This is a genomic window from Vagococcus fluvialis (assembly GCF_003337315.1).
GTDB lineage: Bacteria > Bacillota > Bacilli > Lactobacillales > Vagococcaceae > Vagococcus > Vagococcus fluvialis.
Genome location: NZ_QPJV01000001.1, coordinates 104,378 through 120,395 on the forward strand (window position 1 = coordinate 104,378; position 16,018 = coordinate 120,395).

The following is a 16,018-nucleotide window of genomic DNA, read 5'->3' on the forward strand; positions in this document are numbered from 1 at the left end:
TAAAAGGAGAAGATTCAGATGACTAAAATTATAATGATGGGTGCTAGAGAAGATGAGAGAGCTTTCTCTGAAGAGTGGGCCAAAAAAAATAACATTGACCTAACAATTACTGATGAAATATTAAATGAAGACACCTATCATTTATTAGAAGGGTTTGATGGAATAAGTTTGCAACAAACAATGGGAATTCCAACTAGTATGTATGCTAGACTTAAAAAGGATGGTTTTAAGCAAATTGCACAACGCTCTGCAGGTGTTGATATGTACGATTTAGAAGCAGCTAGTGAAAATAATATTTTTGTTACTAATGTTCCTGCTTATTCTCCTAATTCCGTAGCTGAATTTGCAGTTTCTAGTGCTTTAAACTGCCTCAGACACACACAAGAAATTCAAAAAAGAGTTAAGAATCACAATTTTTCTTGGAATAAAGAAATTATTTCAAAAGAAGTTCGTTCTTTGACCATTGGTATTCTTGGAACTGGTCGTATTGGAAGAGTTACTGCGGAAATTTTTAAAGGATTTGGAGCAAAAATAATCGGCTTTGATGTTTTTAAGAGTCCAGAAGCTGAAAATATTTTAGATTACGTTGATAATTTCGATCAGTTTTTAACTCAATCAGATTTAATTAGTATCCATATGCCTTTAACCAAAGAAAATCACCATTTATTTAACGATGACACTTTTGCAAAAATGAAACCAGGTTCCATCTTAATCAATGCGGCTCGTGGTGGTATCTTAGACACTGAGGCTTTAATTAAAGCACTTGATTCAGGTCAATTATCTGCTTGTGCTCTTGATACTTATGAAAATGAAATGCCTTATGTTACTAAAGACTGGTCTGATAAAGAAATTGAAGATAAAATTTTACTAGAATTAATCAATAGAGTAGATGTTTTATATACACCTCACATTGCTTTTTATACTGAAACATCAGTTGAAAATCTTGTGTTTGGTGCTTTAGATGCCTGTCTTTCTGTTCTAACAACAGGTACTGCGCCAACTATTGTTAACCCATAAAAAACAGGTTATCTCCATTATGAGGAGATAACCTGTTTTAATTTAAGATATTCTGCTGTTAGTTTTGAAAAAGATTTTTGGTCATTTTTCTCTAGAGCTAAATCAATAGCTTCTTCTAACTGATTTAGTTTTGTTTTTGTTGATTCTTCTTCAAAAAATTTATCTAGTTCATTAAAAAAGATTAATTGTTCTTCCTCATCCATGGGTAAATATTCATTTTCCTCTAGGATTAATTGATAACGTTCTGATAAATGCATTTGATCAAATTGAACTTCTAGATAAAGTTTTTCCTTACGATTTTTTCTAATTTCATAAAAAATTGCTTCTGCATCAAATATTTTTTCTTCGTAATTTACCATTTCAAGGCCAACACCAGAAATAGTTTGATCTATAATCAAAATCCCTCTAGGTGTATGTAGCGCTCCATGAACAAAAGACACACGATTTAAAATAGCCTCGTGGTTAATTAAGTAATTAATTATCCAATATGACTCACGCTGTTTTAAAGGCACGGCTTGAGATAACCAACTTAAAAAATTTTTCTTATCTGATAAATCAATCACAGGATTACCACCCTTCGTTATCAATTAAAGAAGCAACTTCTATATCTCCTGGTACAAGCGTTAAATAATGAGCTAACCAAGTATTAGCTTCTTCTACTTTACCTTCTTCTCTTAAGAATAAACCATAATCTTTAACAAAATCAGCTTCGTCTTTAAGAACATCTTTTACTTTTTCATAGTACTCATTAGCTTTTTCAAATTCTTCTAAGCCATTATAAGCTTGAGCTAACATCCAATCAGCAAGTGGTTGGTCCTCAGTATCTAGAGTTTGCATTAGTTTTACAACTTCTTCAAAATCATCTTCTTTTAAAAGTAATTCTGATAATCTAATTTTAGAGATATCACCATCTGCTTCTAAAGAAATAACTTCTTCAAGGTATTCTTTAGCTTGTTCTTTATTACCTAATTGGTAGGCAGTTTCAGATGCTAAATGATAAAGTGATGTTTCATATGGGTTTTGCATTAAACCTTCTTCTATAACCTCAATAACTTCCTCATGGCGTCCCTCATCGTAAAGGATCTGAGCTAAAGGATAATAGACTTGAATAAAATCACTATCCATCAATCTGACTTGATTTAATAATTCGATTCCTCGCTCATTTTCTTCTAGTTGATAATAAGTTAAAGCAAGCTGGAATAATCTTTCAACTGTTTCTTCTTCTTTAATCGCTTCTTCTAAAAAGCTAGTAGCCTCTTCAAAATTTCCAATTCTTGAATAAGCAACTCCAATTCTTTCATTTAAACTAATTGGTGCTTCATTCTCTTTAAAAGCATCTTGTAGCTCCATATAAGCTTCAATAGCTTTTGGATAGTTTTCTGTTGAAAAGTAAAGTTCAGCAATAGATAAATCAAGTAATGGCTCATTTGGTAAGATTTTTTTGGCTTGTTTTAGTTTACTCTCACTAACTTCTGGAATATTTAAAACTTGATAAATATCAGCTTGAGTAATTAAGCTCTGGGCGTATAAATCACTTGATTCCTCAATTGATTCTAAGTATTCAAAAGCTTTGTCCAGTTCATCATTTTCAATTGCAATTTCTGCTAAAGAAATTTTTAGAGTTTCTTCTTCAGGAAACTCTGTAAATAATTTTTCATATAATGTTTGAGCTTCTTCCATAAAGCCTAATTGAAATAAATTATCTGCTAATTGGAAAATTTCTTCTGGTAAATCTTCTTTTTGAGCTTTCTCAAAAGCAACTTGTGCTCCAACTAAATCACCTTTTGATAATGCTTCTAACATTTGTTTACTATTTGACATGTTTAATCCCTCGATTTACTTTTTATTGTGCGATAACTCTCAACAACATGATACATTTCTTCAAGTGTAGGAATTTCAGATAAACTAACTTTCCCAATATCTTGAATTATTATCATTTGAGTCAAACGGTTCATTTCTTTTACCATACACTCAGCTAAATCATAAGTATTCATTTGTATAGGTAACTCTAAATGAAATCCTCCATATTTGACTAGCCAATGAATAAAAGCTTCAAAATCAAAACTAAGGCTATTTTTCTTTAGTGACCATAGCAGAAAAATTAGAAATGAAATATTTTCTTTTTCTTCCCCAGTTAAATAATGAGACTCATGTAATTGATAAAAAGATTTAGATAGGTTAGTTAAATAAAAATTAGTTTCAATCTCAGCTTCTTCTATCATTTCTATAATAGCGTCTAAAAACGGTGACCATAAAACGTCTTTTTCTTTAGAAATATAGGGAACAATCGTTTTAAACAACTCATTGTCTAGCATTAAACTAAATTTCATTAACTCAAAAAAATCTTCTGACCATGTTTGATTATCTTCTAATTCATTCAACATTGTATCGTAAACAATAGTTTCTGGCAAAGATTTCTGTTCCATACTTATGGTTAATTTATCATTTAATAAATAACTAATACCACTTAAAGAAGTCATTAGTCCTTTTAAGGTAGTTGGTACATAAGTAAAATTCGAAATAAATGGCGAATTATTTTTTATTTGTCCTGCTAAATGAAATATTTTATCATTTCCTGCTGCAAGAATAACTGTGTTTTCTGGAATTTTCATCTCTTCTATATACTGTAATATTTTTTGAAAGCTTTTTGTGTAATTGATGCCATCATTATTAGGACAAATATACCAATGATATGTAATAGTTTCTTTTAAATCACGCGTAAATTTTTCATAATAATATTCATAAAATTTCTGGGTACTGATAAAAAGGATACTACTATTTTTTTCTAGATAAGAAAAATGATTTTGGGCGATTAAACGATTTAGAGATTCTAAATAAATAAGTTCACAGCTTTGATTCTTTTTAGACATTATTTTCTTCATTTTTAGTCACCTTCTCTCACATCTATTTTATCATAGAAATAAAAAAAAAGACCTCATCAAAAGGCCTTTTAACGTCTTGTAAATAAAGATGCAATCGCAACAACTATAACAGCACCTAGAACTGATGGTACTAGGGCCATACCTGCTAAATGCCCACCCCAATCGGCTCCAAATAACTTATGGCCTAATGAAGAGCCAAGAAGGCCTGCAATGATATTAAAGATACATCCTTTTGAATTTCTCTTATCAACAAGTCCAGTAGCAATGGCACCAATAACAGCACCTACAAATAAAGTCCAAATCCAACTCATGTTATAACCTCCTATGATTTAATAACATTTCTAAAAATTACTAATATTATTTAATAAGAAAAAGAACCCTTGTAAACAAGGGTTCTAAGGTTCTTATTTAACTGCATCTTTAAGCGCTTTTCCTGGTTTGAATGCAGGAACTTTGCTTGCAGCGATTTGGATTTCTTCTCCAGTTTGTGGGTTACGTCCTTTACGGGCAGCTCTTTCACGTACTTCGAAGTTACCAAAACCGATTAATTGAACTTTTTCGCCTTCAGCTAAAAATTCTTGAATTGAAGCAAATACTGCATCAACAGATGAAGTCGCATCTTTTTTAGTTAAGCCAGTTGCTTCAGCAACTTTTTCGATTAATTCTGCTTTGTTAGCCATGTTTGTATTTCACCTCCTCGAAAAGGATCTTGATGTTTGTAATTGACATCATATTTAGGCGATCATTTTTGAGTGGTCCAAAAATGATAATTGGAAATATTTAAAATTAATATTTCTTAAACAAAGATAACATAAGAATCAAGTGATAGCAATGCTTTTAGCGTTTTTTATATACTTTTTTTCTTTTGAACCATTTAATATTGAAAAACAAAACTAACTGTGCTAGAATGCCCGTTTTATTTACGACGTCTTGTTATTATGCGGATTGGTGTGCCCTCAAACTCAAAAGCACGTCTAATTTGATTCTCTAAAAATCTTGAATAAGAAAAATGCATTAACTCTTCTTCATTAACAAACACTACAAATGTAGGTGGTTTGATTGCCACTTGAGTTGCGTAGAAAATTTTCAATCGTTTACCTTTGTCTGTTGGCGTTGGATTAATCGCTACAGCATCCATAATAACGTCATTTAGTACAGATGATGGAATACGTAATGTTTGATTTTGACTAACTCTTTCAATCATTTCTGGTAATGTATGTAGACGTTGTTTTGTTTTTGCCGAAACATAAGCAATTGGTGCGTAATCTAAGTATCTAAATTCGCTACGAATATCTTCTTCAAAATTTTTCATTGTATGATTATCTTTTTCAAGGGTATCCCACTTATTAACTACTAAAATAATCCCTTTACCCGCTTCATGAGCAAATCCAGCAATACGTTTATCATACTCACGGATTCCCTCTTCAGCGTTTAAGACAACTAAAACAACATCTGAGCGATCAATAGCACGCATAGATCTCATAACACTATATTTTTCAGTACTCTCGTAAACTTTACCTTTTTTACGCATACCAGCAGTATCAATCATCTCAAATTTTTGACCTTCTGGTGACACGAAAGAAGTATCAATAGCGTCACGTGTTGTTCCAGCAATATCAGAAACAATCACACGGTCTTCGCCTAAAATAGCATTAATTAGAGAAGATTTCCCTACGTTAGGTCTTCCGATTAAACTAAAACGGATGACATCATCTTCTTCTGTATCTGGTACATTAGCAAAGTGCTCACAAGCTTTATCTAAGACATCTCCTAAACCAAGCCCATGACTTCCTGAAACAGGAATTGGATCTCCTAACCCTAATGAATAAAATTCGTAAACGTCATTTCTCATTTCTGGATTATCTACTTTATTAACTGCTAAAATAACAGGTTTATTACTTTTATAAAGAATTTTTGATACATACTCATCAGCATCAGTAATCCCTTCACGACCACTTACAACAAGCATAATCACATCTGCTTCTTCCATAGCAATTTCTGCTTGATGTTTTATTTGATCCATAAATGGTTCGTCACTCATTTCAATACCACCAGTATCAATAATACTGAATTCACGACCTAACCACTCACCATGAGCATAAATACGATCTCTTGTAACACCTGGAATATCTTCGACTATCGAGATTCTTTCACCGGCGATACGGTTAAATAATGTTGATTTTCCTACGTTGGGTCTTCCAACGATGGCTAATGTCGGGTTTGCCATTATGGCCACCTCCTATACTTTCTTATCCTTATAAAGTTTATACGATACTCTATTCTCTTGCAAGTAAAAGATGATGAAAAGAAAGAAAAAGCCGGCAATTAGCCGACTTTTCTTAAGAATTTATTAGTCTTCTTCAGTTGTTTCTAAATTAACCATGTCTCCTAAAGTAAATCCAGTTGATTCTTCAGGCATTACGTATGTTTCTTCTTCAACAACAACTTCATCTTCTTTTTCTTCTAAAGCTTTAATACTTAAACCAATACGTTTATTTTCTTTACTTACGTCAAGAACTTTAACAGTAACTGTTTGACCTTCTTCTAAAGCTTCATGTGGTGTTGCAATATGTTTATGCGAAATTTGAGAGATGTGAACTAATCCTTCTACACCTGGTAAAATTTCTACAAAAGCACCAAATGAAGTTAAGCGATTAACTTTACCTTCTAATACAGAACCTACTGCAGCTTCTGATTCAACATTATCCCAAGGTCCAGGTAATGTTTCTTTAATAGATAATGAAATTCTTTCTTTTTCAGGGTCAATACTTAATACTTTAACAGTTACTTTGTCACCAACAGATAAAACATCTTCTGGTTTAACTACGTGACTGTATGAAATTTCAGATACATGGACTAAACCGTCAACTCCACCAAGATCAATGAAAGCACCAAAGTTAGTTAAGCGAGCTACAGTACCTTCAACCACATCACCAGCTAAAATTTTATCCATGATTTCTTTTTTAGCAACTTCTTTTTCTGCTTCAAGAACAGCACGACGTGAAAGGATCAATCTGTTTTCAGATGGTTCAATTTCAATAATTTTATAAGTCAATGTTTTGCCTTTGTAATCAGAAAAATCAGATACAAATTGAACGTCAACCATTGATGCTGGAACAAAACCTCTAACACCAGCATCAACAACTAATCCACCTTTAACAACATCTGTTACAGGGGCTTCAATTGTTTCTCCTGCTGCAAAAGCTTTTTCAATATCCTCCCAAACTTTTTTCGCGTCAACACGACGTTTAGAAAGCAAGTAGCTACCATTCTCTTTATCTTTTCCGATTTCTGAGATAACAACTACATCTATAATGTCACCGATGTTAACAACATCAGTTACGTTTTGAACTGTAATAGTTGATAATTCTTTTAAAGGAATTACACCTTCTACACCAGCTCCAATAATACCAACAATTGCTTGTTTATTGTCATCAATTGTTAATACCTCACCTTGAACTAGGTCTCCTACTTTTACCTCTTGTACACTTGCCATAGCATTTAACATTTCTTCGTTCATGTGCTCTGTCATAATTGACTTCCTCCTCAACAACAATTCTTCATCTTTTAATGCTTAATCCTATTCTACCTAAAATAAAAACACTTTACTAGAGTAAAATGTTCTTTTCATGCATTAAAAAAGTGTTTTCATTAATTTTTCGATTTTTTCGACAACCTCATCGATAGTTAAACCTGATGTATCTACTAAAATAGCATCTTCTGCTTGAACTAAGGGTGAGTTTTTTCTAGTCGAGTCATAATGATCACGATCAGCAATCTCTTGCTTTAATTTCTCAAAATCAGATTCAATGCCTTTAGATAGATTTTCTTTGTATCTTCTCTCTGCTCTTTCAGTTACACTAGCTACTAAAAAGATTTTCAAATCAGCATTTGGTAAAACAACTGTTCCAATGTCACGGCCATCCATTACAATGCTTGATGAGTCAGCAAATTTTTGTTGTCTGATAACCATCTCTTCACGAATTGTTTTATAAGCTGACACTTTAGATACAGAATTGGTCACATCATTGCTTCTGATTTCATTTGTAACGTCTTTTTCATTTAAGTGGACATGTTGTCCATCTTTTTCTTGAGTAAAACTTATAGATAGTTGACTTAGTAAAGACATTAAAGCCTCTTCTGAATCCATATCTATTTTATTATTAATAGCAGCTAATGTTAGTGCACGATACATTGCTCCTGTGTCACAATAAATATAGCCATTTTTTTTAGCTAAAATCTTCGCTACTGTACTTTTTCCTGCTGATGCTGGTCCATCAATAGCAATTTGAATCTTTTTATTCATTTTCTCTAAACACCTTCATTTATAAATTAAAAAGTCGCCAAATGACGACTTTCTTTTATTTGATTCTGATTTGTTGACCTGGTTGAATATTTTGTGATGTTAAACCTGGATTTAATTGATAAATCTGCTCTTCTGATACACCATTGTTTTGAGCGATTCTCCAAACACTAATATTTTCGCCTTCACCAAAAGTTACTGTTGAGCCAGGACCAGCACTTTGAGTACCTTCTGGAACAACGTTTTGATTATTTTTAGCTTCATCAGGTGTTACCTCAACATCTTTGAATGTAGATGATGTTGTTGAAGAACTTGATGACGAGCTACTACTTGATGATGAAGATGAAGAACCTTCAGTTTTGCTTGTTGATTCAGTTGTTTTTTCGCTAGAAGAAGATTTAGTTACTTTTTCTTTTGTTGAGCTTTCAACAACAACTTTATCAGCTTTAGGTGTTCCTTCATTCAAGTTAGAACCAGTTTTCATATAAAGAATGACTGCAGTAGGAATTAATACTATTAAGAATAATAAAACAACTAATATAATAACATACCAGTTTTTTCCTTCTTCTTTGAATCTTCTATCTGCTCTAGATGAACCATCATCGTCGCTACCAACCTCTTCTTCAAATATTGGTTGTTCCCAAGGTTCTTGTTCATTTAATTGATCTTTGTCTTTTCTACTCACTAATTTACCTCCTCAAAAACTTCTGAATTTATTCTATCACATAATATCTTATAAATCTTTAAAATTTATTTAAAAAAAGCTTTTTTAATAGCTCTTTAGCATCAAAGTTAAGATTTCCAGAGACTTCTTCACTAACTTCTTCTATTAAATCTGGAATTTCTAAAGGTTCTCGGTAACAAAAATCACAACAAAACTCATTTTTCTCTACTAATTGACTGTTATTAAAATAGTCTAAGATGAATGTTCTACGGCAACCATTATTCTCTATATAGTTTTTCATAGAATACATCTTTTTGTTTTTTTCAAATTGTTTTACCGTTATATTTTTTTCAAAGGTCTCCCAGTCCCAACCAGTTTGTTCCAATTGACTTAACCATTTTTTTTGAGTATCAGTTAACACATGTTCAAATTGTTTAAGCTGTTCTTTAGTTTTATCTTTCAAGAATAATAAATCTTTCTTTTGATTAAAACTTTCCTCTTGTAAAAAATGATGAATTCTCTCATCACCTTCTTGATATAAAACAATAGATAGACTTTGTTTATTATCTCTTCCAGCTCTACCTGATTCCTGAACATAATTCTCCAGACTATCCGGCAGATGATAATGAATCACCACACGAACATTTTCTTTATTAACTCCCATACCAAAAGCACTAGTTGCACAAAGAATTCTAATCTCATCATGAATAAACTGTTGTTGAATTCTGATTCTATCACTAGATTCCATATCGCCATGATAAAAAGCAACCGGTACTGAAACAGTTTCTCTTAATAGCTGACAAACTCGTTCAGCTTCCTTTTTACTTGAAAAATAGATAATACTTGGTACGTTTTTTTCTTTAAAGAAAGTCTCTAAAAATTCAACTTTATTCTCACACATTTCTACTTGATAAAAGATATTTGGTCTGTCAACTGAATAATAAAATTCCTGAACACCATTTGTAGAAAATAATTCAGCCTTAATATCCTCTTTAACATCTTTTGTAGCTGTGGCTGTTAGTGCTAAAGTTAGTGGGTAATTTAACTCTTTAATAATCTTTTTTAAGGTTAAATAACTGGGCCTAAAATCATGCCCCCATTCAGAGATACAGTGCGCTTCATCAACAACAAATAAACCTAAATTAAGCTGTTTAACTCGTTCGAAAACTTCAAGTTGATTAAGAGATTCCGGACTAATAAAGATAAACTTAAACTGGTTTAAATGATTTAAAACATATTTTTTTGATGAAAAATCTAAATTACTATTAATGGCAATCACTGATTTTTCACCCATTTTTCTTAATTGATTCACTTGGTCTTCCATTAAAGAAATAAGTGGTGACACAATTATCGTTTGTCCTTCAAGTAAATAACTAGGTAATTGATAACACAAAGATTTACCAGTACCTGTAGGCAAAACAGTAAAAGTATTTTCTAGCTTTAATAAAGACTCAATCGTTTCTTTTTGACCTAATTTGAAAGAAGAAAAATTAAATCTTTTTTGTAAAAATTGTTCCAGATTAATCATTTTCTCTCTCCTTTTCAAATAATCTAAATTGGAAAAACTTAAAATCATAAAAGCTTAAATCGGGGTAATAATTAGTAGCTTCTTTGAATGTCCACAGTGTGTAATTAGGATCTTTTTGATAATAAGCCAGTAAAAAGTCACTTGCTTTTTCATCAATTAAATTAATTTTAGTCTGATTTAAAATGTAATCTTCGATTAAATGGTCTGTAACAGTGCTTATTTTTAAATTTCTTACCCTTGCTATTTCCTCGATACTATATCCTTTTAAAACAAGTTCTGATGTTTTTTGGCTACTATCTTCCTTAACAAAAGTTTTTTCTTCTATTAATATCGAAGCAAACAAAGGATAATTATTACTATTTTCTATTATTTCAGTGATTAAAAGATGCCAGTAATTTTTAAACTCTAAATAAAGATATAAGAGGTGTTTAGTTTTTTCTTCACTAATTTGTTGCAAAGTTTGTCCACGGTGATTATGACCAACTAATTGCTTTAAAATTAGTTCTTGGCCATCTATAGGTAAACACTCAACTAGCTTATCCCATTCATAATAAAAACTAGTAACGACATCTTTTTTTTGCTTGCTTAACCAAATTTTTAATCGTTGCTGCTTAAATAAATTAGTTTCAATTGGCAAATATTGTTTTTCTAAGTAAGCTTTTTCTGATAGAACTTGTGTTGTAAAAACAATACGTTCAAAAAAAGCTAAATCCCATTTGTAATAAACCATTTGCTGAAGGTTACTTGTTTCTGGAAAATTTTCTTGATTAAATAGAGCTAATCCCTCTTCACTTATAACAGATAAACCATCTTTATTTTCTAATAAGTAGTTATTTGTTTTCAAGTCAGAAATAATCTGATTGTAAGTAGTTTCTTTCAATTTAGGGAGTAGGGCAAAGTATTTTAAAGCATCATAAAAATAACCATAAGTTAAAATGGAAGAGGTTCTCTTTCCTTTTAACAGATGATATAATGTAGATGTTCGCATTGGTTTTGCTTCTTTAAAACAAGAAAGTATAAATAACTGATAAAAATCCATATGTCACCTCAATAAGGAGTTTTTGTATGCTATGTAGAATTATACCAAAAAAATGTATTGCATGTGGTCTATGTCAGATCAAAGCACCTGAAATTTTTGATTATTATGATGATGGTATTGTTAAATTAGTAGATTCTGAAGAAAAAGAATTTTTTATTTTAGATGAAGTTCCTCATGATTTATTAGAAGCCTATAAAGCTTGTCCAACTCGCGCCATTGTCATAGAGAAGTAAAAAAAATACTTATCTTACATTAAATAAGATAAGTATTTTTTATTTGTTTAAGGTTTTATAAATCTCTTTTCCTACTAAAGTTGAAAAATTCTCTGCTCCCGCTGGTGTTAAGTGAACATCATCCACATCAAACCAGTCATATTTCTCCAATGAATAATCTTTCCAATCAATGACATGTGCATTTTTATAGGTTTCTTGAGTTTTATTCAACTCATCATTAACAGCTTTTTGCCATGGCCTTTGTACCATCGTGTTAACAAAGAAGACTTCTTTGCCATCAGCAAATGTCATTACTTGTGATACATCTTTTGAAGTGAAACTTCCGTTTGTCCCAAGAACTACAACAACAACATCCCCTAATTTTTTATCTTTTGTCATTTTTTCAAAAATAGGTTCACTATCGATAAACTGTCTGCCTACTTCCGCATCAATAATTGATTTTGGAAATATTTTTTGCATTTCAGGTGCTGCACTTAAAAGCAGTGAATCCCCAATTGCTGTAACATTTAAATCTTGTAGGTAAGAAGTTTCTTCTTTTGAAAGAGAAAAAACTTCTTTTTCTTCGCTTTTTTGTTCTTCTTTATCTTCTTCTTTTGAACTTTCCTTTGTTGTGCTACTATCTTTTGTCATTTCTTTTGTTTTTTCTTCAGAAGATATAATTTTTTTATTTTCATTTAGCTTCTTTTCTAAAGAAATACTTTCAGCACTCCTACCACTTGGTGCTATATAAAAACTGCAACCAAATAATATAAGTAGAAAAATAGTACTTAAAACCATAGCTTTACCTTGCCAATTTTCAAGAGTCTTTAATAACCATTCCTTAGAGTAACTAATGTTTTTTCTAAAGAATAAAACTGTATGATACGTAAATTCTGATAACAGCAAAATAATTATGAATTGAACTAAGAGATGCCAAAAGCTATTACTACCATCCCACTTAGCTAACTTTTCATAGGTAATCATTACTGGAAATTGCCATAAGTAAATTTCGTAACTTCTCGTACCTATCCATTTAAATATTGGATTAGTTAGGACTTGATTACTTTTTTCATAGGTTAGGACAGTACCTAGTAAAATCGTACTTGCTAAACTAAAGATAATCATCCCGCCTTGATAGACAAAAGCTGCACTGTCTTTAAATAAAACAAAACTAATTACAATAAACGCACTTGAAACGATAAAAGCCATCAATTTATGACTATTTTTTATTAAGCTAATTTTTTCTTCATAATCTCTTAAAAAGATAGCTAAGTAAGCCCCCATTAAAATCGAATAAATCCTTGTATCTGTTCCATAATACAAGCGATTTAACGTATCAGGATTATAGAAAGCAACCATCAATATAGCTGAAAGCGTCATTGTAAAGACTACAAATTGAGTTAATCTTTTATGAGTTTCTTGTTTGTATAGTAGAAAAGCAATGATTATTGGCCATAGAATATAAAATTGACCTTCAATAGACAAAGACCAGAGATGAGTAAAGGGAGATTCATTACCAAAACGATCAAAATACGAGGAACCATTAAATATTTGCCAAAAATTATTAAAATTAAGTAAACTACTAACTACTATTTGTCTAAAATTAGTTAATAATTCTTTCGATAAGAATAAAAAGGCACTTCCTGATAATACAAAAACCATTATTAAAGAAGGATAAATCCTCTTTGCCCTTTTTGCATAAAAATTAGTTAAGCCTATTTTTTTCCGCCTATGCCACTCCGTTAACAAAATATCGGTCATCAAAAAACCTGATATAACAAAAAACAAAGTAACACCTAAAAAACCTCCTGGCATAATCCTAGGAGTTAAGTGATATAAAATAACACCGATAACGGCAATTGAACGTAAACCATCAATGCCTGTAATATATTTTCTTTTATTTTCCATCTAACAACCTCATTTACTTATATTACATGACATATATTAAAGTAATTTTACAAAAATTTCAACTAATGTTACAAATAAATTACTATATTACTTATTTAAACTGATAAATGTGAATTTTTTGTGAATATATGAGATTTTTTTTATTAAGTCTTTATATTTATTGAAATTTTTAGTTTTATTATGACTTTTATGTAACAAAAAAGACAGTCTCTTAAAAAGACTGTCTTTGTTTATTATGTTTTATATGATACTCATTCTCTTTTCTATACTAGGCACTAACTTCTTATAAGTAGCAAAGAATACAACACTTACAGCAATTGATTTAATAACATTGAATGGAATAATTCCATATAACACCATTTGCTCTATTGAGATACCAAAATCCATTCCTAATACCTTAATATACATTGGTGTAATAACAAAATAATTAGCTATAGACATAAAAACAATTAAGGAAATTGAGCTAATGAACATACCAATAAATAAGTTTTTATTAGTATTTTCCTTTTTAACCATTTTATAAATCGGAAACATGAAAATAACTGATGCTAAAAAACCAGTTGTATTTCCTATCAAACTTAAAATGTTTCCTCCACCTTTAATTAAAAAGTTTAAAAGGGATCTGATAAATGCAATGATAATTGCTGGTACAGGGCCTAATACAAATGAACCGATTAAAACTGGGATATCACTAAAATCAAGCTTTAGCCAATCAAAACCTGGTAATACTGGTATTTCTAAAAATAACAGTAAATACGAAAATGAAGCTAGTAACGAAATTGTAACCATTTTTTGTGTCTTTGTGTTTCTCATGAGAAAATCCTCCTATTTAGGACCATCTTCAGACATGTTTAAGAATAAATAAAAAACTGTCTCTTCGTCATATCTCACAAGAGCATGACAAAAAAACAGTGCATTATCTGATATTATTCTCAAATAAGCCCTATCTTCTTTACTCCAGACTCTAACTGTCGGTACTGGAATTACACCAGTTCGACCAAGTAACACAAATTACTCAGTTCGTGGACTATTACCACCGGTCGGGAATTACACCCTGCCCGTGAAGACGACCTTTTTTTATTTTTTTTTATACTTCTATTATATAGTAGATGAATAAAATTTCAAGAATTATCTACTATTTATTCCCTTTTGCGTCAACTAATAATTGACTAACTTCTTTTTTGTTTAATTCTCTGTATTTTCCAGAAGTTAATCCTAATAAATCAAGGTGACCTACTTTTTCTCTTTTCAGCTTAAGGACCGGGAAACCAACTGCTTCAAACATATTTTTAACTTGATGGTTTCTTCCTTCATGAATAATTAACTCTACAATGCTTGTTCCTTTAACTTTATCAGTAGAAAGAATTTTAAATCTTGCTGGTGCAGTTTTACGACCATTTATTTTTACACCTCGAGCTAACATTTTCAAATCATCATTAACAGGAGTTCCTTTAATTTTAGCGACATAAGTTTTATTAATTTCATGTTTAGGGTGAGTTAAGATATTAGCAAATTCGCCATCATTTGTCATAATTAATAAACCAGATGTATCATAGTCAAGACGTCCAACTGGGAAAATTCTTTCTTTAACTCCTGGGAAAAAATCTGTTACAACTTTTCGATTTTTATCATCACTTACTGCTGAAATAACACCACGTGGTTTATAAAGAACAAAGTAAACTGGTTCTTCTTGATAGACAGGAATTCCGTCAACTTCAATTGTATCTCTATTTCCAACTTTAACACCTAACTCTGTTACTTTTTTACCATTAACAGATACACGTCCTTGAAGAATCATCTCTTCTGACTTTCTTCTTGATGCGACTCCACTATGGGCCATTACTTTTTGTAATCTTTCCATTATATCTCTTCCTGTTCTTCTTCTAATTTTTCAAATTGTTCTTTGAATCTATCAAAAAATAAATCATTTGGTATTTCTTTTTCCGCATTTTCATCTAATTGCTCAACTGGTGGTAATTCATCCACTGTTTTAAGTCCAAAATAATCTAAAAAGTAAGCTGTAGTCCCATAAAGTATTGCTCTTCCTGGTCCATCTACTCTTGATTTTTCTTCGATTAATCTACGAGTCACTAACTTTTGAACAGAACCTGAAGATTGAACTCCTCTAAGCTCTTCAATTTCAGCTCTTGTAATTGGTTGTTTGTAAGCAATGATAGACAGACATTCAAGAGCTGCCTGTGATAAGGATTGATTAATAGATGATTGAGCATATTGTTTTAAAAGAGAAGCATATTCTTTTTTAGTACTTAACATAAAACGATCTCCAACTTCTAAAATCGTTAAACTGCTCTCTTCTGATTCTTCATAATTTTTTTTTAATTCAGTTATTTCATTATATAAACTTGCTGTTGAAAGATTAATCATATGAGAAATTTCTGTTAAGGTTAATCCTTCATTACCTGCTACAAATAATAAAGCTTCTATTTTACTACTGACTTTCATTT

The 16,018-nt window shown here is 31.0% G+C and carries 17 protein-coding genes and 1 riboswitch; of the genes, 2 read left to right on the forward strand and 15 right to left on the reverse strand.

Translation table 11 applies throughout. The features are described 5' to 3' along the window. Positions 1–18: 18 nt before the first annotated feature. Positions 19–1,017 carry a D-2-hydroxyacid dehydrogenase gene (locus tag DFR54_RS00495; protein WP_227258547.1) on the forward strand — a complete coding sequence of 333 codons (999 nt, stop codon included), beginning with the start codon at positions 19–21 and terminating at the stop codon, positions 1,015–1,017. A gap of 17 nt (positions 1,018–1,034) precedes the next feature. Here the strand turns inward: DFR54_RS00495 and DFR54_RS00500 are convergent, their stop codons facing one another. From DFR54_RS00500 to DFR54_RS00550, 11 genes are all read right to left on the reverse strand, one after another. After that, positions 1,035–1,580, reverse strand: a complete 546-nt coding sequence (locus DFR54_RS00500) for a YpiB family protein (RefSeq protein ID WP_170126893.1) — start codon at positions 1,578–1,580, stop codon at positions 1,035–1,037. A 4-nt stretch (positions 1,581–1,584) separates the two neighbouring features. Further along, positions 1,585–2,838 carry a tetratricopeptide repeat protein gene (locus tag DFR54_RS00505; RefSeq protein ID WP_114288451.1) on the reverse strand — a complete coding sequence of 418 codons (1,254 nt, stop codon included), beginning with the start codon at positions 2,836–2,838 and terminating at the stop codon, positions 1,585–1,587. 2 nt (positions 2,839–2,840) lie between these two features. Then, on the reverse strand, positions 2,841–3,899 hold the full coding sequence (locus tag DFR54_RS00510; protein WP_114288452.1) for a hypothetical protein: 1,059 nt from the start codon (positions 3,897–3,899) through the stop codon (positions 2,841–2,843). 68 nt (positions 3,900–3,967) lie between these two features. Then, positions 3,968–4,210 (reverse strand): GlsB/YeaQ/YmgE family stress response membrane protein, encoded by a 243-nt coding sequence (locus DFR54_RS00515; RefSeq protein ID WP_086343078.1) that lies wholly within the window; start codon positions 4,208–4,210, stop codon positions 3,968–3,970. A gap of 93 nt (positions 4,211–4,303) precedes the next feature. Further along, the gene (locus DFR54_RS00520) at positions 4,304–4,579 is read right to left on the reverse strand and encodes an HU family DNA-binding protein (RefSeq protein ID WP_086343077.1); all 276 of its coding nucleotides are present in this window, start codon (positions 4,577–4,579) and stop codon (positions 4,304–4,306) included. Positions 4,580–4,815: 236 nt separating this feature from the next. Continuing rightward, positions 4,816–6,126 carry a ribosome biogenesis GTPase Der gene (gene der / locus DFR54_RS00525; RefSeq protein ID WP_114288453.1) on the reverse strand — a complete coding sequence of 437 codons (1,311 nt, stop codon included), beginning with the start codon at positions 6,124–6,126 and terminating at the stop codon, positions 4,816–4,818. Between the two features lie 123 nt (positions 6,127–6,249). Next, a complete protein-coding gene (gene rpsA, locus DFR54_RS00530) occupies positions 6,250–7,431 on the reverse strand; it encodes a 30S ribosomal protein S1 (protein ID WP_114288454.1) in 1,182 nt (393 codons plus the stop codon). Positions 7,432–7,533: 102 nt separating this feature from the next. Beyond that, positions 7,534–8,205 (reverse strand): (d)CMP kinase, encoded by a 672-nt coding sequence (gene cmk, locus DFR54_RS00535; RefSeq protein ID WP_086343074.1) that lies wholly within the window; start codon positions 8,203–8,205, stop codon positions 7,534–7,536. Positions 8,206–8,260: 55 nt separating this feature from the next. Beyond that, the gene (locus DFR54_RS00540; protein WP_114288455.1) at positions 8,261–8,887 is read right to left on the reverse strand and encodes a LysM peptidoglycan-binding domain-containing protein; all 627 of its coding nucleotides are present in this window, start codon (positions 8,885–8,887) and stop codon (positions 8,261–8,263) included. Positions 8,888–8,945: 58 nt separating this feature from the next. Further along, positions 8,946–10,394 (reverse strand): RecQ family ATP-dependent DNA helicase, encoded by a 1,449-nt coding sequence (locus DFR54_RS00545; protein ID WP_170126894.1) that lies wholly within the window; start codon positions 10,392–10,394, stop codon positions 8,946–8,948. Continuing rightward, positions 10,387–11,382 carry a helix-turn-helix domain-containing protein gene (locus DFR54_RS00550; RefSeq protein WP_170126895.1) on the reverse strand — a complete coding sequence of 332 codons (996 nt, stop codon included), beginning with the start codon at positions 11,380–11,382 and terminating at the stop codon, positions 10,387–10,389. Before DFR54_RS00550 ends, DFR54_RS00545 begins: the two co-directional genes overlap by 8 nt. 77 nt (positions 11,383–11,459) lie before the next feature. Between DFR54_RS00550 and DFR54_RS00555 the strand changes: the two genes are divergently transcribed. Then, a complete protein-coding gene (locus DFR54_RS00555; RefSeq protein WP_114288458.1) occupies positions 11,460–11,666 on the forward strand; it encodes a ferredoxin in 207 nt (68 codons plus the stop codon). A gap of 39 nt (positions 11,667–11,705) precedes the next feature. On the opposite strand, the gene DFR54_RS00560 is transcribed toward DFR54_RS00555, so the two are convergent. The 4 genes from DFR54_RS00560 to scpB form a co-directional block, all read right to left on the reverse strand. Next, positions 11,706–13,553, reverse strand: a complete 1,848-nt coding sequence (locus DFR54_RS00560; protein WP_114288459.1) for an acyltransferase family protein — start codon at positions 13,551–13,553, stop codon at positions 11,706–11,708. 240 nt (positions 13,554–13,793) lie between these two features. Beyond that, entirely contained in the window at positions 13,794–14,366 is a 573-nt protein-coding gene (locus tag DFR54_RS00565) for an ECF transporter S component (RefSeq protein WP_114288460.1), read from the reverse strand. Between the two features lie 128 nt (positions 14,367–14,494). Further along, positions 14,495–14,625: riboswitch (FMN riboswitch) on the reverse strand. A 63-nt stretch (positions 14,626–14,688) separates the two neighbouring features. Continuing rightward, the gene (locus tag DFR54_RS00570; protein ID WP_086343067.1) at positions 14,689–15,414 is read right to left on the reverse strand and encodes a pseudouridine synthase; all 726 of its coding nucleotides are present in this window, start codon (positions 15,412–15,414) and stop codon (positions 14,689–14,691) included. Then, the gene (gene scpB / locus DFR54_RS00575; protein ID WP_114288461.1) at positions 15,414–16,016 is read right to left on the reverse strand and encodes an SMC-Scp complex subunit ScpB; all 603 of its coding nucleotides are present in this window, start codon (positions 16,014–16,016) and stop codon (positions 15,414–15,416) included. Before scpB ends, DFR54_RS00570 begins: the two co-directional genes overlap by 1 nt. Positions 16,017–16,018: the final 2 nt, after the last annotated feature.

What these genes read in the sequence shown, in the direction of transcription:
- DFR54_RS00495 (WP_227258547.1), top strand. Translation starts at nt 19, where the DNA reads ATGACTAAAATTATAATGATGGGTGCTAGAGAAGATGAGAGAGCTTTC.
- DFR54_RS00505 (WP_114288451.1), bottom strand. Translation starts at nt 2,838, where the DNA reads ATGTCAAATAGTAAACAAATGTTAGAAGCATTATCAAAAGGTGATTTA.
- DFR54_RS00510 (WP_114288452.1), bottom strand. Translation starts at nt 3,899, where the DNA reads ATGAAGAAAATAATGTCTAAAAAGAATCAAAGCTGTGAACTTATTTAT.
- DFR54_RS00515 (WP_086343078.1), bottom strand. Translation starts at nt 4,210, where the DNA reads ATGAGTTGGATTTGGACTTTATTTGTAGGTGCTGTTATTGGTGCCATT.
- DFR54_RS00520 (WP_086343077.1), bottom strand. Translation starts at nt 4,579, where the DNA reads ATGGCTAACAAAGCAGAATTAATCGAAAAAGTTGCTGAAGCAACTGGC.
- der (WP_114288453.1), bottom strand. Translation starts at nt 6,126, where the DNA reads ATGGCAAACCCGACATTAGCCATCGTTGGAAGACCCAACGTAGGAAAA.
- rpsA (WP_114288454.1), bottom strand. Translation starts at nt 7,431, where the DNA reads ATGACAGAGCACATGAACGAAGAAATGTTAAATGCTATGGCAAGTGTA.
- cmk (WP_086343074.1), bottom strand. Translation starts at nt 8,205, where the DNA reads ATGAATAAAAAGATTCAAATTGCTATTGATGGACCAGCATCAGCAGGA.
- DFR54_RS00545 (WP_170126894.1), bottom strand. Translation starts at nt 10,394, where the DNA reads ATGATTAATCTGGAACAATTTTTACAAAAAAGATTTAATTTTTCTTCT.
- DFR54_RS00550 (WP_170126895.1), bottom strand. Translation starts at nt 11,382, where the DNA reads ATGCGAACATCTACATTATATCATCTGTTAAAAGGAAAGAGAACCTCT.
- DFR54_RS00555 (WP_114288458.1), top strand. Translation starts at nt 11,460, where the DNA reads ATGCTATGTAGAATTATACCAAAAAAATGTATTGCATGTGGTCTATGT.
- DFR54_RS00560 (WP_114288459.1), bottom strand. Translation starts at nt 13,553, where the DNA reads ATGGAAAATAAAAGAAAATATATTACAGGCATTGATGGTTTACGTTCA.
- DFR54_RS00565 (WP_114288460.1), bottom strand. Translation starts at nt 14,366, where the DNA reads ATGAGAAACACAAAGACACAAAAAATGGTTACAATTTCGTTACTAGCT.
- DFR54_RS00570 (WP_086343067.1), bottom strand. Translation starts at nt 15,414, where the DNA reads ATGGAAAGATTACAAAAAGTAATGGCCCATAGTGGAGTCGCATCAAGA.
- scpB (WP_114288461.1), bottom strand. Translation starts at nt 16,016, where the DNA reads ATGAAAGTCAGTAGTAAAATAGAAGCTTTATTATTTGTAGCAGGTAAT.